The 22,454-nt window shown below is 61.9% G+C and carries 23 protein-coding genes; 4 read left to right on the top strand and 19 right to left on the bottom strand.

What is annotated here, in order from left to right; translation table 11 throughout:
- The first annotated feature begins 8 nt into the window (after window positions 1-8).
- From zwf to edd, 3 genes are all read left to right on the top strand, one after another.
- Complete coding sequence (zwf, locus tag FN060_RS12570; protein WP_142588300.1) at window positions 9-1,481, top strand: glucose-6-phosphate dehydrogenase; 1,473 nt, start codon at window positions 9-11, stop codon at window positions 1,479-1,481.
- Between the two features lie 3 nt (window positions 1,482-1,484).
- Window positions 1,485-2,183, top strand: a complete 699-nt coding sequence (pgl, locus tag FN060_RS12565) for a 6-phosphogluconolactonase (protein WP_142588299.1) — start codon at window positions 1,485-1,487, stop codon at window positions 2,181-2,183.
- 84 nt (window positions 2,184-2,267) lie between these two features.
- A complete protein-coding gene (gene edd / locus FN060_RS12560; protein ID WP_142588298.1) occupies window positions 2,268-4,085 on the top strand; it encodes a phosphogluconate dehydratase in 1,818 nt (605 codons plus the stop codon).
- A 25-nt stretch (window positions 4,086-4,110) separates the two neighbouring features.
- Here edd and FN060_RS12555 read toward each other — a convergent pair whose 3' ends face one another.
- From FN060_RS12555 to FN060_RS12530, 6 genes are all read right to left on the bottom strand, one after another.
- Window positions 4,111-4,467, bottom strand: a complete 357-nt coding sequence (locus tag FN060_RS12555) for a hypothetical protein (RefSeq protein ID WP_142588489.1) — start codon at window positions 4,465-4,467, stop codon at window positions 4,111-4,113.
- 177 nt (window positions 4,468-4,644) lie between these two features.
- On the bottom strand, window positions 4,645-5,733 hold the full coding sequence (locus FN060_RS12550) for an ABC transporter ATP-binding protein (RefSeq protein ID WP_142588297.1): 1,089 nt from the start codon (window positions 5,731-5,733) through the stop codon (window positions 4,645-4,647).
- A gap of 11 nt (window positions 5,734-5,744) precedes the next feature.
- Window positions 5,745-7,400 carry a beta-galactosidase BglA gene (gene bglA, locus FN060_RS12545; RefSeq protein ID WP_077549097.1) on the bottom strand — a complete coding sequence of 552 codons (1,656 nt, stop codon included), beginning with the start codon at window positions 7,398-7,400 and terminating at the stop codon, window positions 5,745-5,747.
- Between the two features lie 31 nt (window positions 7,401-7,431).
- Complete coding sequence (locus FN060_RS12540) at window positions 7,432-8,595, bottom strand: carbohydrate ABC transporter permease (RefSeq protein ID WP_142588296.1); 1,164 nt, start codon at window positions 8,593-8,595, stop codon at window positions 7,432-7,434.
- A 1-nt stretch (window position 8,596) separates the two neighbouring features.
- Window positions 8,597-9,610 (bottom strand): carbohydrate ABC transporter permease, encoded by a 1,014-nt coding sequence (locus tag FN060_RS12535; protein ID WP_142588295.1) that lies wholly within the window; start codon window positions 9,608-9,610, stop codon window positions 8,597-8,599.
- A gap of 98 nt (window positions 9,611-9,708) precedes the next feature.
- A complete protein-coding gene (locus FN060_RS12530; protein ID WP_183949889.1) occupies window positions 9,709-11,070 on the bottom strand; it encodes an ABC transporter substrate-binding protein in 1,362 nt (453 codons plus the stop codon).
- 242 nt (window positions 11,071-11,312) lie between these two features.
- Here FN060_RS12530 and FN060_RS12525 point away from each other — a divergent pair, with 242 nt between their 5' ends.
- Window positions 11,313-12,335: a LacI family DNA-binding transcriptional regulator gene (locus tag FN060_RS12525; RefSeq protein WP_142588294.1), complete on the top strand. Its 1,023-nt coding sequence runs from the start codon at window positions 11,313-11,315 to the stop codon at window positions 12,333-12,335.
- Between the two features lie 20 nt (window positions 12,336-12,355).
- Here FN060_RS12525 and folD read toward each other — a convergent pair whose 3' ends face one another.
- From folD to flaF, 13 genes are all read right to left on the bottom strand, one after another.
- The gene (gene folD, locus FN060_RS12520; RefSeq protein WP_142588293.1) at window positions 12,356-13,255 is read right to left on the bottom strand and encodes a bifunctional methylenetetrahydrofolate dehydrogenase/methenyltetrahydrofolate cyclohydrolase FolD; all 900 of its coding nucleotides are present in this window, start codon (window positions 13,253-13,255) and stop codon (window positions 12,356-12,358) included.
- A gap of 116 nt (window positions 13,256-13,371) precedes the next feature.
- Entirely contained in the window at window positions 13,372-15,042 is a 1,671-nt protein-coding gene (locus FN060_RS12515) for a GumC domain-containing protein (protein ID WP_142588292.1), read from the bottom strand.
- Between the two features lie 98 nt (window positions 15,043-15,140).
- Window positions 15,141-15,782, bottom strand: coding sequence for a hypothetical protein (locus FN060_RS12510; protein WP_142588291.1), 642 nt, complete (start codon window positions 15,780-15,782; stop codon window positions 15,141-15,143).
- Between the two features lie 100 nt (window positions 15,783-15,882).
- On the bottom strand, window positions 15,883-16,422 hold the full coding sequence (locus FN060_RS12505) for a hypothetical protein (RefSeq protein WP_142588290.1): 540 nt from the start codon (window positions 16,420-16,422) through the stop codon (window positions 15,883-15,885).
- Window positions 16,422-16,787: a hypothetical protein gene (locus FN060_RS12500; protein ID WP_052636985.1), complete on the bottom strand. Its 366-nt coding sequence runs from the start codon at window positions 16,785-16,787 to the stop codon at window positions 16,422-16,424. Before FN060_RS12500 ends, FN060_RS12505 begins: the two co-directional genes overlap by 1 nt.
- A gap of 25 nt (window positions 16,788-16,812) precedes the next feature.
- Window positions 16,813-17,367, bottom strand: a complete 555-nt coding sequence (locus FN060_RS12495; RefSeq protein WP_142588289.1) for a rod-binding protein — start codon at window positions 17,365-17,367, stop codon at window positions 16,813-16,815.
- A 104-nt stretch (window positions 17,368-17,471) separates the two neighbouring features.
- Entirely contained in the window at window positions 17,472-17,888 is a 417-nt protein-coding gene (locus FN060_RS12490) for a hypothetical protein (RefSeq protein ID WP_142588288.1), read from the bottom strand.
- A gap of 6 nt (window positions 17,889-17,894) precedes the next feature.
- Window positions 17,895-18,647 (bottom strand): flagellar biosynthetic protein FliR, encoded by a 753-nt coding sequence (fliR, locus tag FN060_RS12485; protein ID WP_077549087.1) that lies wholly within the window; start codon window positions 18,645-18,647, stop codon window positions 17,895-17,897.
- 28 nt (window positions 18,648-18,675) lie between these two features.
- Window positions 18,676-20,763, bottom strand: coding sequence for a flagellar biosynthesis protein FlhA (gene flhA / locus FN060_RS12480; RefSeq protein WP_142588287.1), 2,088 nt, complete (start codon window positions 20,761-20,763; stop codon window positions 18,676-18,678).
- Window positions 20,764-20,863: 100 nt separating this feature from the next.
- Window positions 20,864-21,130 carry a flagellar biosynthesis protein FliQ gene (gene fliQ / locus FN060_RS12475; RefSeq protein ID WP_142588286.1) on the bottom strand — a complete coding sequence of 89 codons (267 nt, stop codon included), beginning with the start codon at window positions 21,128-21,130 and terminating at the stop codon, window positions 20,864-20,866.
- Window positions 21,131-21,169: 39 nt separating this feature from the next.
- On the bottom strand, window positions 21,170-21,658 hold the full coding sequence (gene flgD, locus FN060_RS12470; RefSeq protein ID WP_142588285.1) for a flagellar hook assembly protein FlgD: 489 nt from the start codon (window positions 21,656-21,658) through the stop codon (window positions 21,170-21,172).
- Window positions 21,649-22,098, bottom strand: a complete 450-nt coding sequence (gene flbT / locus FN060_RS12465) for a flagellar biosynthesis repressor FlbT (RefSeq protein WP_142588284.1) — start codon at window positions 22,096-22,098, stop codon at window positions 21,649-21,651. The genes flgD and flbT overlap by 10 nt, the downstream gene beginning before the upstream one ends.
- Window positions 22,095-22,442, bottom strand: a complete 348-nt coding sequence (gene flaF / locus FN060_RS12460; RefSeq protein WP_142588283.1) for a flagellar biosynthesis regulator FlaF — start codon at window positions 22,440-22,442, stop codon at window positions 22,095-22,097. The genes flbT and flaF overlap by 4 nt, the downstream gene beginning before the upstream one ends.
- Between the last annotated feature and the right edge of the window lie 12 nt (window positions 22,443-22,454).

Raw genomic sequence — 22,454 nt, 5'->3', positions numbered from 1 at the left:
CGAGCCTTATGAGCAGCCAGATCATCCCGGTCGATCCCTTTGATTGCGTCGTGTTTGGCGGATCGGGCGACCTTGCGGAACGAAAGCTGTTGCCGGCGCTCTATCATCGACAGGTCGAAGGACAGTTCCTGGAGCCGACCCGCATTATCGGTGCGTCCCGCAGCCCGCTTTCCGACGAAGAGTATCGGACCTTTGCGCGTGACGCGCTCCGCGAGCATCTCAAGCCCGGGGAATACAACGACGCCGAGGTCGAGCGCTTCTGCAAGCGACTGTTCTACGTGCCGGTGGACGCGAAATCGGATCAGGGTTGGGACAAGCTCAAGAAGCTTCTGGACGGCGGCAAGGATAGTGTCCGCGTCTTCTATCTTGCCGTTGCTCCGTCGATCTTCGGCGCGATCTCTGAGAAGATCCGCGACCACAAGCTTATCACCAAACAGACCCGGATCGTGGTGGAAAAACCCATCGGCCGCGACCTTGCATCGGCACTCGAACTCAACGACACCATCGGCCGGGTATTCCAGGAAGAGCAGATCTTCCGCATCGACCACTACCTCGGCAAGGAGACGGTGCAGAACCTGATGGCGCTGCGCTTCGCCAACGCCCTCTACGAGCCGCTATGGAACGCGCAGCATATCGACCACGTGCAGATCACGGTTGCCGAGGCCGTCGGACTGGAAGGCCGCGCCGGCTATTACGACACGGCCGGCGCACTGCGCGACATGGTGCAGAACCACATCCTTCAACTGCTCTGCCTTGTTGCCATGGAAGTCCCCTCTTCGCTCAGCGCCGAGGCGGTGCGCGACGAGAAGCTTAAGGTTTTGCGGGCGCTTAAGCCCGTCACCGAGGGCAATGTCGAGCACATGACTGTGCGGGGCCAGTACAGAGCCGGAGCATCTGCTGGAGGGCCGGTAAAAGGTTACCTGGACGAGCTGGAAGGCGGCGTCTCGAATACCGAGACATTCGTCGCCATCAAGGCGGAGATCGGCAACTGGCGGTGGGCCGGGGTGCCCTTCTACATCCGCACGGGCAAGCGGCTGGCGACACGGGTGTCGGAGATCGTCATCACCTTCAAGCCGATCCCCCACAACATCTTCGACCAAGCGGCCGGGCGCATTTCCGCCAATCAGTTGATCATTCGGCTGCAGCCAGACGAAGGCGTCAAGCAGTCGCTGATGATCAAGGACCCTGGTCCCGGCGGCATGCGCCTTCGCGGCGTCTCACTCGACATGAGCTTTGCCGAAGCCTTCGCCGTCCGCAACCCGGATGCCTATGAACGCCTGCTGATGGATACGATCCGCTCGAACCAGACCCTGTTCATGCGTCGCGACGAGGTCGAGGCGGCCTGGCAGTGGGTAGATCCAATCCTGAAGGGCTGGGAATCCACCGGCCAGGCAGTCCAGGGCTACACCGCAGGAACCTGGGGTCCAAGCCAGGCAATCGCGCTGATCGAGCGCGACGGCCGCACATGGCACGAGGGTTGAGTGATGGAACCGAACCTGCACGAATTCTCAGACGGTACGGTACTGGCGGAAAAGCTTGCCGATCAGGTCGCCCATCGCCTTGCCGCGGCAGTGGAAGCGCGTGGCGAAGCAAGTCTCGCCGTATCAGGCGGCTCCACGCCGAAGAGGTTCTTCCGGGCACTCGCCAACAGGGACATCGACTGGGCGAAGGTCACGGTCACGCTGGTCGACGAACGCTTCGTTCCTGCCGATCATCCGCGGTCCAATCATCTGCTGGTGCGGGAGAACCTCTTGCAGGGCAAGGCGGCAGCGGCACACTTCATTCCCCTCTACCATGACCGCCCGAGCGTCGAGGAGGCTGCCCAGGCGGCAACAGCGGCGGCAAAGGCAATCAGCCCACCTTTCGACGTCGTCATCCTCGGCATGGGTGGAGATGGCCATACTGCCTCCTTCTTCCCGCATGGCAGCACGTTGAACCAGGCGCTCGACGCCGCCGGGCCTCGCTCTGTCCTGCCCATGGAGGCCGACGGCGCCGAGGAGCCCCGCCTGACCTTCTCCTTTTCCAGCCTCACGGATGCCGGAATGCTTGTGCTCCATATCGAGGGGCAGTCGAAGAAGGACGTGCTGGCCAAAGCGCAGGAAGGCACCAACGAGACGGAGATGCCGATCCGCGCAGTTCTTCATCGAGCCTCGTCGCCGGTGGACATCTACTGGGCGCCCTGACGCCCGGCCCGAAGCATCACCCGGAGCAATCCGGCGGCATCTGCCGCTCCCAGCCGGCTTGCTCCCGAACCAAAGGACATGGCCATGGCTGCTCACTCGCAGATCGAAGCAATTACAGCCCGCATCGTCGAACGCTCGAAGCCCCGCCGCGAACGCTATCTCGACCAGGTTCGTTCAGCTGCTTCGCGGGGTCCCCATCGGGCAGTACTTTCCTGCGGCAACCTCGCCCACGGCTTTGCCGCCTGTTCCCCCGCCGACAAGGCCGACCTTGCGGCAGACGTGGTTCCCAACCTCGGCATCATCACCGCCTATAACGACATGCTGTCGGCGCATCAGCCTTACGAGACCTTTCCCGCCATCATCCGCGAAGCGGCCCGGGAGGTCGGCGGCGTGGCACAGGTCGCTGGGGGGGTGCCAGCGATGTGCGACGGCGTCACCCAGGGCCAGCCGGGCATGGAGCTTTCGCTGTTCTCGCGCGATGCGATTGCCATGGCTGCAGGCATCGGCCTCTCCCACAACATGTTCGACGCGGCCGTCTTCCTCGGTATCTGTGACAAGATCGTCCCGGGCCTGGTGATCGCGGCGCTGACTTTTGGTCACCTGCCGGCCGTATTCATCCCCGCAGGTCCCATGACGTCGGGGCTGCCCAATGACGAGAAGTCTCGGATCCGCCAGCTCTACGCGGAAGGAAAGGTCGGGCGGGCAGAACTGTTGGACGCAGAGTCCAAATCCTATCATGGCCCCGGCACCTGCACGTTCTACGGCACTGCCAATTCCAACCAGATGCTGATGGAGATCATGGGCTTCCACATGCCCGGCGCCTCCTTCATCAATCCGGGCACGCCGTTGCGGGACGCCCTGACGAAGGAAGCCGCCAAGCGTGCGCTCGCGATCACGGCGCTCGGCAACGAGTTCACACCGGCTGGGGAGATGATCGACGAGCGCTCCATCGTCAATGGCGTGGTCGGCCTGCACGCGACCGGCGGCTCCACCAACCACACGCTTCATCTTGTTGCCATGGCGCGCGCAGCCGGTATCCACCTGACATGGCAGGACATCTCTGAGCTCTCCGACATCGTGCCGCTGCTGGCCCGCGTTTACCCTAACGGGCTGGCCGACGTGAACCATTTCCACGCTGCCGGCGGCATGGGGTTCCTGATCAAGCAGTTGCTGAAGGCGGGGCTCGTCCACGACGATGTCCGCACCGTCTTCGGTCACGGGCTTGAAGCGTACACGATCGAGGCGAAGCTCGACGCGGCGGGCAGCATCGTTCGGCAGCCGGCGCCGGAAGAAAGCGGTGACGCCAAGGTGCTCGCGAAAGCGGAGGCGCCATTCCAGCCGAACGGCGGGCTCAAGATGCTGACCGGCAATCTCGGCAAGGCCGTCATCAAGATCTCCGCCGTCAAGCCGGAGCGGCACGTGATCGAGGCACCTGCGATCGTCTTCCATGACCAGCAGGAACTGCAGGATGCCTTCAAGCGAGGCGACCTCAACCGTGACTTCATCGCGGTCATGCGCTTCCAGGGTCCCAAATCCAACGGCATGCCGGAACTGCACCGCCTGACGCCGCCGCTTGGGGTTCTCCAGGACAGGGGCTACAAGGTCGCGCTGGTGACCGACGGGCGCATGTCAGGTGCCTCCGGCAAGGTTCCTGCCGCGATCCACGTGACGCCTGAAGCCTCCGACGCTGGCCCGATCGCACGGATCAAGGACGGCGACTTGATCCGCCTCGACGCAAGCAGGGGAACCTTGGAAGTGCTCGTCGACGCAGCCCAGTTCTCCGCACGGGCTCCTGCGACCGCCGACCTCGACCAGAACGAGTTCGGCATGGGCCGCGAGCTTTTTGCGATCTTCCGGAAGAATTCGGGAACGGCAGACAACGGCGCGAGCGTCTTCGCCTGACCTTGCGGCTTGTGCCGCGCGGCACTTACCAGGAGCGGATGTCCAGCACCTTGTCGCGATGGGCGGGGTGCGTGCTGAAGACGAAGATCCGATCAAGTTCCTTCTGGCTCAACAACCGGAGGAAGCGGACTTCGATCGTGTTGTTGGCAAAGGTCTTCATCAGCAGGCAACCGATCTTGGATATCCGGGCGTCCGGAATATCCAGGTAGAACTGCTGGGGCAGCTTGTACTGGGTCAGGATGCCGATGATGGCTCCGCTGAGCGAAATGCGCAGGATCTCACAGCGGCGGGCGGCCATGTTCAGCACGCCATTCTCGGTATACTCGATCCGCGCCGCGTTCATGGTATCCTCCATGCGGAACCGCGTCTCGCGGTCGTACATGAAGGACTCTTCCTTGTTCAGGAAGTGATTTTTTCCACCGCTGAATGCACCCACGGCCAGTCTCCTACTCTGCCAGACGAGCTTACAGGCCGAAGCTTAACAGAGGGTATGTCTTGGGCGTCCATGGGCGAAAAACTGTGACATGCTCACTTTTCGGGGGAGCGCCTAAATGATGGCTCAGGTGCGATAGGTATGGCCATCGGCATCGAAGAGATGAAGCTTGTGGGGCGAAGCCGTCAGGCGCACGGTGTCGCCCTTCCTGCCGCTCCAGATGCCCGGAAACTTGGCGATCAGCGGCTCGTGATCCGAAAGGCCCTCGATATAAAGAAGCGTCACCTCCCCCAGGGCTTCGACCAGCGAAATTCGCCCCTCGAAGAGGAAGTCTCCATCCTCGGCAACGGAAAGGTCCTCCGGCCGTACACCGAAGCTTGCAGACTTGCCTCGTTCGGAGGCATCCGTCCGGATGGGAACCCGAACAGCCTTCCCGCCGCCGAAGCTGACGGTCGTGGTCTCGCCCGTTTCGGTGATGGTGACCGGCAGGATGTTCATCGCCGGTGAGCCGATGAAGCGTGCGACGAAGAGGTTGTGCGGCCGTTCATAAAGATCGAGCGGCGCCCCAACCTGCTCGATCCGGCCGGCTGAAAGGACGACGATGCGGTCGGCCAGCGTCATCGCCTCGACCTGATCGTGTGTGACGTAGATCATCGTGGTGTCCGGCATGGACTCATTGAGCTTGGCAATCTCGATGCGCGTCGCGACACGAAGGGCCGCGTCCAGGTTCGAAAGGGGTTCGTCGAACAGGAATACCTTGGGGTCCCGGCAGATCGCACGGCCGATGGCGACGCGTTGCCGCTGGCCGCCCGAGAGTGCCTTGGGCAGACGATCCAGGTAAGGGGTCAACTGGAGGATGTCGGCTGCCGCTCGAACCCGCCGGTCGATCTCCGCCTTGTTCTCCTTGGCGATGCGCATGCCGAAGGCCATGTTGTCGTAGACGGTCATGTGCGGGTAGAGCGCGTAGGACTGGAAGACCATTGCGATGCCGCGCTTGGAAGGCGGCACCTCATTGACCAGTTGGCCGTCAATGTACATCTCGCCGTCGGTAATGGTCTCGAGGCCCGCGATCATCCTGAGCAGCGTAGACTTGCCGCACCCCGAGGGCCCGACGAAAACGACGAACTCCCCCTGCCTGATCTCCAGATCGATGCCGTGGATCACCTTGACCTGGCCGTAGGCCTTGCGGATGTCCTTCAGAACGACGCCAGCCATTTTCCCCTCCTTTAGGCCCGCCGGGCGAAAAACGCCCCCCATGCGGGCAGGTTTATGCGGTTGCCTTCCACCGTGCTTTCGAAGCCGTGACCCTCCAGCACCTCCCAGTCGCCGGGAGGTGGCTCTGCCGTCGCCGAACCCGGCGACATGTTGAAGACGCACAGGACGATCTCGTTGCCGTAGCGCCGCTCATATTGCAGGAGCGGCATCTCGGACGAAAGCAGTTCCATGTCTCCCTTGGCCAGCGCGGGATGCTGCTTGCGGAAGGCAAGGAAGCGCCGGTACTGCTCCAGCACCGAGTCCGGATCGCCGTACTGGGCGCTGACGGCGCGAAGCTGATGTTCGACCGGAATGGGAAGCCATGTGCGGTCGGAGGTTGAGAAGCCGGCATGGAGCGCCTGAGCATCCCAGACCATCGGTGTGCGGCATCCGTCCCGCCCCTTGAACTCTGGCCAGAACTGGATCCCGTATGGGTCCTGCAGGTCGGCAAACGCGATGTCCGCTTCGGTCAAGCCCAATTCCTCGCCCTGATAGATGCAGACCGATCCGCGCTGCGTCATCAGCACTGCCGCGAGCATCCTGACATAGGCATCGCGATCCTGGACCTCGGCGCCCCAGCGGCTGGCGTGACGGACGACGTCATGATTGGAGAAGGCCCAGCAGGCCCAGCCCTCGGGCGCTGCGGCCGAAAATGCTGTCTGGACCTCCTTGACCCGCGATGGCGTCAGCGCGTCCGGCGCCAGGAATTCAAAGGCGTAGCACATATGCATCTTGTCGCCGCCGGAGGTGTACTCGCCGACAATCTCCAAGCCACGCTGGCTGTCACCCACCTCGCCGACGGCGGCAATTGCCGGGAATTCGTCGAGCACCGCGCGGAACCGCCTCAGGAAATCCAGGTTCTCCGGACGGTTCTTGTCGTAGATGTGCTCCTGGAAATTATAAGGATTGACCGCAGGCGCCGTGGAGGCGTTGCGCCGCGACACTTCTAGAGCCGGATTGTCGCGAAGTTCCTTGTCATGGAAGTAGAAGTTGATCGTGTCGAGCCGGAAGCCATCCACACCGCGCTCCAGCCAAAAGCGCGTCATGTCAAGGAGAGCATCCTGGACCTCCGGATTGTGCAGGTTGAGGTCCGGCTGGGACGTCAGGAAGTTGTGCATGTAGTACTGCATGCGGGTCGGGTCCCAATGCCACGCGGACCCGCCGAAGATCGACATCCAGTTGTTCGGCGGCGTACCGTCCGGCTTGGCATCGGCCCAGACATACCAGTCCGCCTTCGGGTTGACCCGGCTCGACCGGCTCTCGATGAACCAGGCATGCTGGTCGGAACTGTGCGACATCACCAGATCGATCATCACCTTGAGGCCGAGGCGATGGGCCTCGGCGATGAGCGCGTCGAAATCCGAGAGCGTCCCGAACATCGGGTCAACCTCGGTATAGTTCGACACGTCGTAGCCGAAGTCCTTCATCGGCGACGGGAAGAACGGCGATATCCAGATCGCGTCGGCGCCGAGAGCCGAAACATGCGGCAGACGCGCGGTGATGCCTTTCAGGTCCCCGATGCCGTCACCGTTGGAGTCCTGAAAGGAGCGCGGGTAGATCTGATAAATGACGGCGCCGCGCCACCAGTCCTTGTCCGGTGCCGCGGGCGTTCCTGCGAGTATGGTCATTCAGTGTCCTGTTTTTGTGAAGGAATATGCTTCAGCCGCCCTTCACCGAACCCGCCAGCAGGCCGCGGACCAGATACCTCTGGAGCGCGAAGAACACGAGGAGGGGCACGATGATGGTGATGAAGGCGGAAGCGGTCAGAATCTCCCAGTTGCCTCCCCGCGAGCCGAGCAGCGCATTCAGTGCGCCGGTGAGGACCAGTTGGTCCCGGCTGGCGCCGAGGAAGACGATGGCCACCAGCAGGTCATTCCAGACCCAGAGGAACTGGAAAATTGCAAAGGAGGCGAGCGCCGGGAAGGAAAGCGGGAGAACGATCTTCATGAAGATCTCGAAGTCGCTTGCACCGTCGACGCGGGCGGATTCGATGATCTCCTTGGGCAGGCCCGCGATGTAGTTGCGCAGGAGGTAGATGGCGAGCGGCATGCCGAAGGCCGTGTGGGCGAGCCATATCCCGGCATAGGTCTTCGAAGGGACCCCAAAGAGTATGCTGATCTCGTTATACAACCGCAGAAGCGGGATCAGCGACATCTGGAGCGGCACGACGATGAGGCCGATGACGGTCGCGATGATGATCGTGCGCCCGGGAAACTCCATCCACGACAGCGCATAGGCTGCAAAGGCCGCAATCAGGATCGGAATGACGGTTGCCGGAATGGTCACTGTCAGCGAATTGATGAAGGACTGACCAAGACCTTCGGCATTCACCACGGTCTGGTAGTTTTCCATCGTGAATTCCGGCGGGGTCGCGACCGTCAGATAGACGCGCTGGCCGCGGCTTCCCTCGAAGCGCGCCGTGCTTGAATGGACGTAGCTGCCGTCGCCGTTGACCGTCAGCGTTTCGCCGTCTCCCAGATCGGCGGTCTCGCCGGCTTCGAACGCCGCCGGCTCCTGTACGCGGACACCGAAGGCCCGTACCGTGCCGGGCGCCCCTTCCTCGAAGACATTGCCGGTGATGACGTAGCTTGCGCCTTCCTGCCGCTGGGCGGAAGGCTCCGCGAGGCGCACCGCGGCCGTCTGGGCGGAGCTCGAGAACGCCGTCCACCAGCCGGACGTGGTGATCTGGTCCCGGTCGCGGATCGAGGTGACCAGGATGCCGAGCGTGGGCACCAGCCAGATGATGACGATCAGCAGAACCGAGAGATGGACGAAGAGACGCGGAAGGCCAACCCGCCGGATACGTGTTGCGAGAGCGGTCATGTCAGTGTCCTCCCGTCTCGCGGTTCGCCTGCCGGATATTCCAGATCATGATTGGCGTCACCGCGGCCATGATCACCAGGGCGATGACCGCACTCCGGCCGGAATCACCTCCGCCACGGAACATCCAGTCGAACATCAGGTTTGCGAGCACCATCGTGTCCCACTGGCCGTTGGTCATCGTCAGCACGATGTCGAAGACCTTGAGCACGAGGATCGTGATCGTCGTCCAGACGACAGCGATTGTGGCCCATATCTGGGGAACCATGATCTTCCAGAAGATCTGCCAGCCATTGGCGCCGTCGATCACTGCCGCCTCGATCGTCTCCTCGGGAATGCCGCGCAGCGCCGCCGACAGGATCACCATGGCGAAACCGGTCTGTATCCAGATGAGGATGACCATGAGGAAGAAGTTGTTCCAGAACGGCAGGGCAATCCACACCTGCGGGTCGCCGCCGAAGAACTGGACGATGGCGTTGAGAAGGCCGATCTGCGTCTGCCCGGCGCCCCGGTACTCGTAGATGAACTTCCAGATAACCGATGCGCCGACAAAGGAGATCGCCATCGGCATGAAGACAAGGCTCTTGGCGATGTTGCCCCACCAGATGCGATCCGTCAGAACCGCGATCACCAGGCCCAGGAAGGTACAGGCGGCCGGCACGACCAAGAGCCAGAGGAAGTTGTTGAAGATCGACTGCCGGAAGCCGGCATCGGAGAGCGCCCAGCGGTAGTTGGCGAGCCCCACGAAGACCGTCCCCGATCGATCGTAGAAGGACAGGATAAGGGTCGCGACGACCGGATAGACGAGGTAGATGCCGAGAAGGATCAGGGCAGGCCCGAGGAAGAGCCAGGGGCGGACGACAGCCCGCCGGTTGAGGTTGCGCGATGCGCGCTGGACATCGTCCTGTGGCGTGGGGAAGATGACCTGGAGGATCTTGTCCGATAGCCAGTAATAGAGGGCGCAGACAAAAACGCCGACGACCATGACGCCGACGGCAGATACGATCTGTGATGCCATCACTCCCCCTCCCCGCCTTGCGGCTCTTGCGGCCGCTGAATCTATTGCTGCTTCAGGGGACCGTGCGTCCGACGACCGGAGGCACGGTCCCGCTGAACTTAGTTCAAGCCGTCCCAGGCGTTCTGTATATCCGTTGCGACAGCTTCTGCATCCTTGCCGCCGACATAGTCGATCATGCCCGTCCAGAAGGCGCCTGCGCCGATCTTGCCGGGCATCAGGTCCGATGCGTCGAAGCGGAACGTGGTGGCAGAGGTGAGGATCTCGCCCTGCTTCTTCAGCGGGTCGTTGGCATAGGCCTCGACGTTTACGCCCTTGTAGGGCGTCAGGAAGGCGGCCTGGGCCATCCAGACCTCATGCGCGATCGGCGTCTTGAGGAATTCGATGAAGGCCTGGGCCGCCGGCGAATCCTTGGTGATCGTGACCAGGGTGCCGGCGCCGAGAACAGGAGTGCCGAGATCGGCCTTGGCTTCGTATGTCGGCATGTAGAAGAAGTCAGCGTCAACACCGAGTTCCACGCCATCGGGGAAGAAGGACGGGATGAAGGAAGCCTGGTGATGCAGGTAGCACTTCGGCGGGATGTCGAAGAGGCCCTTCGGACTGTCGCGGAAGTCGGTCGAAGCGACCGCTGCCACGCCGCCGCTCACATACTTGTCGTTGCGGGCGATCTTGCCGAATTCCTCGATCGCGCCGACCACGGCAGGATCGTTGAACTTGATCTCGTTGCTCACCCACTTGTCGTAGGTCTCCGCCGGCTGGGTGCGCAGCATCAGGTCCTCGACCCAGTCGGTTGCCGGCCAGCCGGTAGCGCCGCCCGAACCCAGACCGATGCACCACGGCACACCACCGTCCTCGACGATCTGGTCGCTCAACGCCAATAGATCTTCCATGGTCTCCGGCACTTCGTAACCGGCTTCCTCGAAGTTCTCCGGCACGTACCAGACGAGCGACTTCACGTCCGCCTTGTAGGGGAAGGCGTAGAAGGCTTCCGCCCCGTCCTTGCCCTTGTAGGTGCCGTAACCAATCCAGCTCTCGCCAGCGCCGTAGTTTTCCTTCACCCACTTTGCCGTCTCGTCGCCAAGGGGAACGAGGAAGCCCTTGGATGCGAGATCGGCCAGCAGCCCGGGCTGCGGCAGGATGGCGATATTCGGCGGCGAACCCGCCTGCGTGTCGATCACGATCTGCTGCTCGTAATTCTCCGAAGAGGAATACCGGGCATCGACGCCGGTCGCTTCGCGGAAATAGGCAAGCACGCTGTTGAAGAGGATCTCGTCGTCGCCGCGCCATGGACCGAACAAGGTGAGGCTCTGCCCCTTGAGATCGCCGTGCGCTGACTTGAAGTCCTCGAAGCTCTGCCAGTTAAAACGAGATTCTTCGCCCGGAGCGAACTTGAGCTCCTGCGCGGCAGCCCCGCCTGCCATAAGCACGGTCAGCGCAACGCCCATCCACAGTGACTTGTTTATCATCGAAGACCTCCCTCCTGTTGGTCGCGCAGCGTCACAGATCGGCATCTGCCCAAAGCGCTTTGATCGGTAGTCATGTGTTCTCCGACCTGTCGCTGTCAAGTCCTCGGGCGGTATATTAGTGTTGCACCGCAGCACAGCCAACATCCAGACGAGTATGATCGGCAGCTTTTGTTTGAGATTTCAAGAAACCGCTGCTACTAATTCCAAGCGCTTTGAGAGTGCGGTAGGGAGGAGTAGCTGTGAACCTGAAGCAGTTGGCGGAGCTGCTGGGCCTGTCACAGACAACCGTCAGTCGCGCGCTGAACGGCTATCCGGAGGTCAACAGGGCAACGCGAGAGCGCGTTCTCAAGGCCGCAGAAGAAACAGGATATCGTCCCAATGCAGCGGCGCAGCGTCTGGCCACCGGGCGGGCAGGATCGATCGGCCTCGTCATGCCGGCCGCGCCCGATTATTATGCCGATATCCATTTCGCGGAGTTCCTGAGCGGCCTTGGCGAGGAAGCTGCTCGGCGGGATTTTCACTTTGTGCTGATGCCGAAGAAGCCCGGCGAGGAGGAGGATGCGCTGCGCTGGCTTGTCGCGAGCGGCAGCGTCGACGGCATCTACCTCGCTTACATGCAGGCGAATGACCCGCGAATTACGCTGATGCAGTCGCTCCGGATCCCTTATCTGGTCCACGGGCGCTCGATCGGGATCGAGGGCGACTACCCTTACCTCGACGTGGACAACGAGGCTGCCTTTCGCGACGCCACCAATCTCCTCCTGGAACTCGGCCATCGGCGGATCGGCCTGCTCAATGGACCGGGCGGGGTTGATTTCACCATCCGCCGCAAAGCCGGGGTAGAGGCGGCGCTCGCAGCGAAAGGACTTGCCCTGGAGGCTGAGCAGATGCGCCATACGGCCATGACCGACGAGTTCGGCTTCCGCGGCATGAAGGAGCTTCTGGAACAGCCCGCGCCCCCCACGGCCGTTCTTTGCGCCAGTACCGTACTTGCGCTCGGCGCGATCCGGGCCGTCAACCAGGCGGGCCTGAGGCTCGGCCGGGATATCTCCCTGATCGCCCATGACGACGTCCTGCCGCTGCTGAAGCCGGAAGATTTCTCCGTACCGCTGACCACGACACGGTCATCGCTCAGGGCCGCAGGCGTGCGCATCGGCCAGCGGCTGATCGACCGGATCAAGGGACTGGAGACAGGACCCGAGCAGGAACTTTGGAAGGCGGAACTGATCGTCCGCAACTCGACGGGCGCCGCCCCCCGCTGAGGGGCATAGCGCTCGTGCCGTCAGAACTTCGGGATCGGGCGCCCGAATGTCCTGCAGGCGGCAACCACGGTATTGACCATCAACATGGCGATCGTCATGGGACCGACGCCGCCGGGGACCGGCGTTATCGCACCGGCAACCGCTGCGCATTCCTCATAAGCGACATCGCCCGTGATCTTCGTCTTGCCCTCGCCCTTTTCAGGCGCGGGGACGCGATTGATGCCGACGTCGACGACCGTCGCACCGGGCTTCACCCAGTCGGCTCTTACCATGTGGGGGCGCCCGACGGCGGCGACGAGGATGTCCGCTTGGCGGCAGATGCCGGGAATATCCCTGCTGCGGGAATGCGCGATGGTCACCGTCGCATTCGACGACAGAAGCAGCATGGCCATCGGCTTGCCGAACAGGTTCGAACGACCGATGACGACCGCATTGAGGCCCGAAAGGTCGGTGCCGTGGATCTTGTTGATGAGGATCAGCGCGCCGGCCGGCGTGCAGGAGATCAGCCCGCTTGCTAGGTCGCCTGTCGCAAGCTTGCCGGCGTTGACGACGTTCAGCCCGTCGACATCCTTTTCCGGCGCGATCGACTGGATCACCGGCTCCGACTTCAGGTGTTTCGGCAGCGGCAACTGGACAAGGATGCCGTGAATGGCGGGATCGGCATTCAGTTCGGAGACCAGCGCCTCCAGCTCCTCCTGCGTTGTCTCCTCAGGCAGACTGTGCTGCACGGAGTTGAAGCCGCACTGCTTCGCCATCTTGCTCTTGGAATTGACATAGGCGTGGCTGGCCGGATCATTGCCGACGATGACAACGGCAAGGCCAGGCTTCACCCCGACGTCGCTCTCCAGAGCTGCCGCCGCCCTCTTCACGGTCTCAATGACCGATTCCGCCGCTACCTTGCCGTCGATGATCGTCGCCACACGCGTTCCCCGTAGTCGAATGAGACCGAGACTGAAGTCTGTGCAGCACCCTGGCTGCAGATCAGGCTGTCATGCCTAATGCGTCGCAAGCGCGAGAAATGCAAGAAAGAATGCCTTCAGCGGAAAGCGGCGGACCGACGCTCGACTCGTCCTCTAAGCTCGACAAGCTGGTGATGCAGCTCCCAGAGCTCCCGCTCCAGCGGGTCCTCGTCATTGGCTGGCCGGGGAAGATCTCCAGAGGATAGCTCATGGCGAACCGAGTGATGCACCTCACCCGCGATCGCTGATGCCACGAGAGGCGGAAAGGACGGAGCGCGATCCGCGGGAACGGCGTTGTGATAGAGGATCTGTCGAATTCGCTCCGCCAGGGGTGCATCATCCATTGAAGGCGACAAGGCAAGGCCGTCCTCTACGCCCTCACCATGGTCCGAAAGCGCATCATTTATCTCCTGCACATCCGGGTCGCACCGCAACCCATCGCGGACAGCCTCAGAGACAGTGCGAGACACCGTCCGCGAACTGCGCCGCCACTGAAGGAACATCAGCGATATCGACATGCCCGCCACCGCTCCGGTGGCCATCGCTCCCGATAGCGTCCAGCCCGTAGTGACGGCCCGCTCCGGCTCTGCCGGAGCGATCAGCGTCAGGGACAGCGGGACCGCCGCATTGCCATCCCGAGCCTCATGACTGGCCTCCCGGTAGACTTCCTCCGCTTTCCGCGCCGCTGCTTCCAGTGCATCCAGCTTCTGGCGCAGCGCCCGGCTTTCAGATGAGACGGCCGGCTCCCGACGCTTCAGCTCATCGAGCTTCTGCGACGCGTCTGCTTTCTGTGCCTCAAGACCCTTGACGAGTTTCACCAGTTCCCGGTCGATGTCGGCCTTCGCGGCATTGAGCGCGCCCTTCGCACCCAGAAGGCTGGGATGGCGCGGCCCCAGCTGTTGCGAGAGCTGGTCGAAGGCAAGCTTCGCTTCGACATACCGCTCCCGATGATACTCGAGCGCAGTGTATTCGAGCCGGTCCGGAAGCGGCTGCTTCAGCACGTCAGCAGACGTCATCGACGCCGCTTCCTGCACCTGCTCGTCGAGTTGCATGAGCCGGGCTTCAAGCGCACTGGTTTCCTGTCGGGAGAACTCCGCCTCTCCGCCCGCGCGCTCGGCCGCAGCAAGCTCTTTGCTGTCGAGACCTGTCTTGAAGGCTTCAATATCCTTCTTCGCCTCTTCGGCCGCCGCCTTGAGTTCCGGCAATCTCTGATCGGGCGCGACAGGAAGCCAAACAGCCGGATTGTCGACAAGCTCAGCGGCGACGCTGTTGGCTGCGCGCGTTGCGGTGGCCGCGTCGGAAGCAGTCGCGCGAACCAGCAGCATCCTGCCTTCTTCCGCGGGGATAAGCTGCACTGAACCGGCTGCCACCTCAGCGGCCGCTTCGTCAACGGAGGTAACCGGTGGAGCGCCCAACAGTGCGTCGAGGATCATGCCAGACAGGGAGCTATTCTCGGCATCCGCTTCATTCTGCCGGTCCGCTTCGGGATGGACGGGCTCGTTGCCTCCCGAGGATATTGCATTCGACAGGGATGCCGCCATCGAAGCCGTGAGCGCTCCGCCCTCTATTTGCAGGGTCGCATCGGCACTGACCTGGCGAGGCGACCACGTTGCCAGGGGAAGCGAGATCACAGCACCTACCGTCGCGGCGAGGAGGACAGTCACGATACCGCGGAGGAGGCGCGATGGCGCCGCCGATGCCAATGCGTCGACTTCAATCAGCTCATGGTTCGGACGGTCGGCTAGCATCGGTCAGCTCGGCAGTTCGCTCTGCCGCCTCAGGACATCATGAAGGGATGCTAAACAGACGTGGGAAACAAACCGTTAACCGGCGGCGCGACACCGTCTCACGCGGCCTTCCGGCGAGGTTCGTTCTGCGCCTCCGGAGGCATAGCTCGAAGTGGCTCCGTCCGGGCTACGAGACCTTCGGGCGTCGTGCCACAAAAGAGCTTGAGGCTCGCCGAAAATACCGAGAGCCGAAGCCGATCTTCGGCGCTGATATTGGGAATGGCAATCAGTGCCAGATCGGAATGCGGAAGATCGCGGAGTTCACCGAGGTCCGCCGTTGTGTAACTGTGCCAGGGGGCATGGGCCTTTAGATGACGCCCGGCCGAAGCCAACTCATCGGCCGTTCGGCCGATCACGACGACCCGCAACGGACGCTCGACGAAGGTCAGCAGCGCAGGGACGAGTTCGGAGGCGGAGCAGTTCCAGCGCCCGCTCCTCCACGACCATAACCTGCGCAGACGCGGTGCAAGGAAAAGCGACCGTAGACGGGAGACGGCCGCGAGCGGACCGCGGTCGGACCTGAGTACATCTTCATCGAGTGAGACTGATGCACCCGTCGCCTGTGCGAAGATCATCGCCTCCAGCGCCGCCAGCGTCGCGTTCCAGGCTTGCGGCCAATCCGCGGCCCCGCCGTCAGTCAGAGATGACAGCTGAACACAAACCGGGACATAATCCTGAGCTGGAGAGGTTGCTTCTCGCATCAACGACCACCGAACCATCTTTGGTCGACGGTTCTAGCAGAGCCCGATGAATGGCCGGGTAAGCAGATCGCTCAATGTTGAACGATCGGTGCTTTACGGGCTAGTGGGTGGCAGGCTTCGGCTCCTCGACAACCACGCCTTCGACAATCTTGGTCGGCGCGACCGGTCGCTTGCCTTCCCGGGCAACATTGGTTCGAATGTCTTCCTTGGAGATGAAGTCCAATTGTTCGACAAGCACTTCATCGACCATGCCTTCACCCAGCTTGGCGTTCAGCTGGTCCTTGATGCGGGTACGGAATGTCTCGAGATCAAACGCGCCCGGGTTGCCGAGATCGATCATCTTGTCGCCCACCAGAAGCGTGAACAACTGGTCGGTCGTCAGTTCCGTCATAGGAAGCTTCTGGCCCTTGATCTGTTCCTTGTCCATCATGAACGAGAAGCGGCCAAGGAAATAGCCTGTGATCATACCGTCAGAGATGACCGGAACCGTGAGCGATTCGCCCCGGACGAGTTCCAATGCCTCCTTGCGGGCAGCCTCCTCGTCGACGGGTGGCGGCGGTGCAGACATCTGGACTGAGAAATAGACCGCGGCCAGCGTCACGATGCAGACCCACAGTCCGGTCAGAAGCAGCTTGATCATCACATCTCGCTGTAGAGGAATTGTTCCTGGGTATATGTGCCGTCACCGTCGGCTTCGCGGGCCGCGTTCTTGAGGAGGTCAGCGACCGCCCGCACGGCGTGCAGATGCGCCTCGACACGGCGCGCATTGATCGCGAGCTTTTCCTTCAAGTGATGCATCTGGTCGATGTGTGCGACTGCCAGTTCCTTCGGATCGGTGCTCCGGAACAACATGGTCAGTTCATACAGGCACCGGCTCTTGTGCGCATTCGAGACCTTGAGGTCGAACTCCGCATCCGTCCCCAGCCGCTGATTCTCATTATCGACGATCATCTCCAGGCGGCCGAGCACTGTCTTGATCCGGTGATCGTTTGAAACAACTTCCATTTGTCCTGCCCCAGCACTTTCCATATCAGGCCTCACCCTCTTGCGTAGGAGCAAGATCGAGGACCTGACGTTCAATATCGGTCTTCATCCTCATGGCGCGATCGCGATCGCTTTCATCTGTCGTGGCATTGACGACCGCAGCCTCCTGCCGCGCCAACGCCTGCGAGTACATCTGCTCGGCAATGCCGATCCCGCCGTTCCGCGACATGCCGTCTGCGATCTGCTCGGCCATCATGCTCTTCCAGAACTCGCCGGCCGAACCCTTGCCGTAGACCTGCTCGCTGTCGCTCGGCAGCATCGAACTGACGAAGTTCTGCAGGATGCTTGCTTCGAACTTACGGTATTCCTCCGGCATCCGCGCCGTCTCTGCCGCGGGCGCGGGATTGGCGAGCCCGGCCTTCGTCGCCGGCGTGGAGATGACGTCGAGCGCCGCGCCGAAACCTGCCCCGACCTCGGCCAGACTGGTTGCCGCAAATGCAGCCTTGTTCGCCTTCAACTTCGCCTGGGCCGCCTGGACTTCAGCCGGGTCTGCAGCCCGGACCACGTCCAGGACGAGATCGCTCGGAGGGGAGATCGCCACGTCAGTTCCTTTCGCCACGGCCGCCAGGCATGTCGGCCATGGCAGCAACGGTTCGATTGCTTTCTAGCGGCGGCTCGGGCCGCCCCTTTCGACTGTGGCCAAGACTATGACGACTGAACCTTGCTGGAGGCTGGCGCGGCGAAGGTGATTTCCAGGAGATCGTAGATCGCCTGGTCGGACGCCTGGCGCTCCTCCTGCTCGCGTGCCTTCTTCATGTGCTCCTCGAGCCGATCGCCCTTCGTGCGCTCCCGGAGCACCTTCATTTCCTGTATCTGCTGGATGCTCTCCAACTGGCCGTCCTTGATCGTCAGGCGGCCGAAGCGCTCGGCGTAGTTCTGCGAAAAGGAACGGTGAATCGGATCGATCGAGCCGATCGCCTGGATCACGACCTCCATCGACTGGGCCACCTCGGCACGGTGCTGGGTCGTTGCGGCGAGCTCGTGCTCCGCCATCTTTTCCATATGGCGCTGAACGCTCACGAGGCGTTTCAACTTCTTCGACCTGTTCTGCTCGTCAGCCATGACACCTCAGAAAGAAAGAAAGACCATCGGGAAACCGTCCGCGAACTGGCGAATCAGGGCAGCGATCGACAGGTAGAGCAGGAACAGACCGCCCGCGAGCAGGAATGGGGTGGAAATGAAGAAGACCGGGATCTGTGGCGCAAGCTTGTTGATCAACCCAATGCCGACGTTGAACATCAGGCCGTAGATCAGGAAGGGGCTAGCAAGCCGCAACATCAGATCCGTCGAGGCGCGCAGCGTGTCCGTCAGAGTGATCAGCATCTTCTGAGGATCGACCAGATTTCCAACAGGCGTCGCCGCGTATGAGTCCACCAGCGCCCGGATGACGATGTGGTGGAAGTCGAGCATGAAGAGCAGCAGAAGCGCGCTGAAGGTCAGGAGGTTCGTCAGCTGGTTTTCTGAGGTATCCTCGAGGACGTCCGTACCGCCGGGCGCCGTAAAGCCGATCGACATGGTGAGGATCGCGCCCGCATACTGCATGCCCAGCGTGTAGAGGCGGGCAATCAGGCCGTAGACGACGCCGATGAGCGTTTCGCTAACAATCAGCCCGATATAGGTAGCATCGGGCGAAGTAGCTCGCGGATAGATGACGTCCCATAGAAGCGGGAGAACCGCCACGGACACGGCCACCGCCAGGAAAAGTCGAATATTGGCAGGTACGCGCGCGCTTCCAAATCCCGGCAGAACCATGATGCACCCGCCCATGCGACAGAAGGCGAGAAACAGTGCCAGTATGGTCCCCTGCGGGTCGGTAATCATCCGGGCGATCCCCTGCCGGGCTCGGCCATCAGGAGATGGAGCCCAAAATCTTGATCTCGAGTCCCTTGGCAAGTTCGACGTGGGAGAGAACGGGAAGCGTCGCAAACAGCCGCTCGATGATCATGCGGACATAGGACCGTGTTTCAGGCGAGGTGACAAGAACGAAAGGCAGTCCCCGGTCCATGAATTCACGGATAACTTTAGTCGCCTGCTCGCTGAACTCCTCCAGGCTGCGCGGATCGATATCGAACTCGACGACCTCGCCCTTCGCATCCCGCTTCAGGGCCTGGTGGAAGATCATGTCCCACTTGGTTCCGAGGCGGAGAACGCGAAGCACACCATTGTCCGCTAGGTCGCCGCACAACTGCTGCGACATACGAACACGGACATGCTCGACGATCTGCTCAGTCTTGCGGACGTGAGGCGCCAGTTCCGCGACGGCTTCCAGAATCAGGTGCAGGTTGCGGATAGAGACGCGCTCGGCGAGCAGCAGCTTCAGCACCGCCTGCAGGCCGGAGTAGGACATATGCGAGGAGCAGATCTCGTCGGCGAGCTTCTTGTATTCGGGATCGAGGCGATCGATCAGTACCTTCACGTCCTTGTAGGACAGGAGTTGCGGCAGGTTGTTGCGAATGACCTCGGACATGTGGGTCAGCACAACCGAGACGTTGTCGATCGGATGGAAGCCCTCGCGCTTCAGGTCTTCCGCAAAGGTCTCAAGGATCGATACGGCCGGCATGCCGAATGCGGGCTCGCGAATCTCGTCACCCGGGATGCTCGGCTTGCGGCCGGAACCGGTCACGACCAGCACGTCGCCAACACGCAGTGTATTGGACGCGATCGTCGTACCGTGGATGCGGATCTGGTAAGATTTCTCCGGGATCATGATGTCGTCGGACACCTTGATCTCCGGAACCACGAAGCCGTACTGGGTCGCGAACTTCTTGCGCATCTTGCCGACGCGGAACGCGAGCTCCTGATGCGCACCGAGCAGGCGCGTGGAGACCTGCTTGCCGAGTGCCAGCTCGATCTCGGCCGTGCGGAGCGCGCTCTTGACGGAGTCCTTCTCCGCCTCCTTGTTCTGGACGACCTTCTTTTCCTCGTCCTCGCGGCGCTGTTTGTTCTCGGTCTCCACCCGGCGGGGAATGTACCAGGCGCCGAAGCCCATCACGCCGCCAAGCGCCAGGAAAGGCACCAGTGGAAGACCCGGGACGAGCGCCAGCATGCCCATCAGCCCCGCCGCCATCGAGAGAGCGCGGGGGTAGCCGCTCAGCTGGTCCACGACTGCCTTGTCGGTTGACCCGGCTGTGCCGCCGCGCGACACGAGGAGGCCCGCGGCCAGCGAAACAACCAGCGCCGGAATCTGCGAGACAATGCCGTCGCCCACCGACAGCTTGACGAAGACATCGGCTGCTTCGCCAATTTCCATGCCGTGGCGGAAATAGCCGATGATGATCCCGCCGAAGATGTTGATCGCGGTAATGATGAGGCCGGCGATCGCATCACCACGGACGAACTTGGATGCACCGTCCATGGCGCCGAAGAAGGAGCTCTCCTGCTCGAGCTCGCCGCGCCGGCGTTGCGCCTCCTTCTCGTCGATCACGCCTGCGGAGAGATCCGCATCGATCGACATCTGCTTGCCCGGTATCGCATCGAGGGTAAAGCGGGCGCCGACTTCGGCAATACGCGTGGCACCCTTGGTGATGACGATGAAGTTGACGGTGATCAGGATCATGAAGACGATGATCCCGATCACGAAGTCGCCGGACATGACCAAGCCGGCAAACCCGGAGATCACGCCGCCCGCGGCGTCATGGCCCTGGTGTCCGTTCGAAAGGATGACGCGCGTCGTCGCGATGTTGAGCGACAGCCGGATCATCGTCGCGATCAGCAGGATGGTCGGAAAGGACGAGAAGTCCAGCGGCCGCTGGATCCAGAGCGCCACCATCAGGATAAGCACGGAGAAGGCGATCGAGAACGCCAGGCCCATGTCGATCATGAAGGTCGGTATGGGCAGGAACAGGATGCCGAGGATCGCGATGATTCCCAGCGCAAAGCCGACATCACGTCCGTTCGGTGCTACCTTGGGAATGGAAAGTGCAGGTGGTTGCGCCATGATGCATCCGTCTCTTCATGAGATGGCGGCAGAAGTACTGCCAGTTCACCGTCTTCCTAGACGGCGAAGCTTGCGCGAGGGTGTCATCCCCACGGCCGGGTCAGAAGCCCGACTGCACCCGCGAGAAGACGAGGTTGGCGAACAGGTTGATCTGAGCGCCGATGAATGGCGCCGAGACGCCGATCATGATCATGATGGCAACGATCTTCGGCACGAAGGTGAGCGTCATTTCCTGCACCTGCGTGAGGGCCTGCAGGATGGCAATACCGACGCCGACGATCATTGCCGTCAGCACGGCAGGACCGGACGCTGCTAGGATCGTCCAGATCGCCGCCTGCATGATATCCAGGGCATCGGCTTCGTTCATGTCGCCAGCTCCGACCCGAATCATTCGGGCCTTCAGTCATCAGCCTGTTGTATCGTCGCCTGAACCGTCCGTCGAGCCGCCAGCGGTATCGCCGGGCGTCGTCTTGACGATCGGATTGTCGGAGATCACCACGCCGGCCTGCAGCAGGACCTTGTCGTTGTTCTCGGTGAGGACGATCACGCCATCCGAGTAGACTTCGACTTCCTTGACCTTACCCATGACCTGGTCGTCGGCGCTCTGGACATACTTGCCGACGAGATCGCCCGCACGTGTCAGCGCCTCCGCCTGCAGCATGCTGCGCAGGTGGGCGTTCGTCTGGATCGTCTGCTCGACCTGGGAGAATGAGGCGAGCTGGGACATCTGCTCGCTCGCATCCATCGGATCGGTCGGATCCTGGTTCTTCATCTGGGCGATGAGCAGCTTCAGGAAGCTGTCATAGTTCAGCCCCGCCTTGTCGGCATCCTTCGTCGTGGCGGCGGCATTCGCCCACGGGTTGGAAGCCGCCGTGGTTACCGGATCTACCGCCATGGGGCGATCTCCCTGCGGATCTGCTCAACCGTCGCCGGCGTCATTTCCTGGCTGTTGAGGATGCGGTCTTCGATCGGATAGAGGCCGCGGATCGCCTTCAGAGCGTCGAAGGCGCGGCCCGAGGCTACCATCCCGTCGATCCGCTTCAGTTCCGCCAGCACCTCTTCATTCTGGAAGCAGTTCAGGAGCATGCTCACCGACTTCCGGAACAGGGCCATCGACTGGTCCTTGCCCTCGGGGTTGATCAGCATCATCTGGGCAATGAAATAGAGTTGCCGCAGCGGCGTCGTTGCTTCCTCCGGCTGGAGGACGTGGTTTTCGAGCAGGAACGTCACATCGTTCAGGAATTCCAAAGCAACCTTGCGATCAACCCGCAGCACCGCGCCGTTGATGAAGATGCGTTCGCCCGATTTCAGCGAGATGCGCAGCGTACTTTTCATTTAAGTCCATCCTTAATGATGGTGGTCACGTCGATGATGCCCTGGTAGTTCGTCGACTGGCGCTTCCTGATCCGCTCGCATTCCTTCAAAATCCAGATGGCGATCGAAATCAGATTGGCGCGCAGCTCCGAGCCTAGCTCGTTTTCCGGCTGCTTGAGGTCCTCGATCAGACGTATCCAGACCCGCCGTGTGTAGTAGACCGCCTCGATGGTGTGGCGGGAATAGCCCCCTGCGTCGCGCGCGGCGACCAGAAGTTCTATCGATCGTTCCAGCGCCTGCCGTTCACGGTCCTTGGCGTCGGCGACGCCATCTTCCATGATCTCGGCATATGAAAACTGGTACATTCATGTATCCTT

Origin of the sequence: Pseudorhizobium halotolerans, assembly GCF_902153235.2 — a bacterium.
Lineage (GTDB): Bacteria > Pseudomonadota > Alphaproteobacteria > Rhizobiales > Rhizobiaceae > Neorhizobium > Neorhizobium flavum.
Note: the sequence above shows the minus strand (reverse complement) of the source record. Positions and strands in the feature narration are given on the sequence as shown.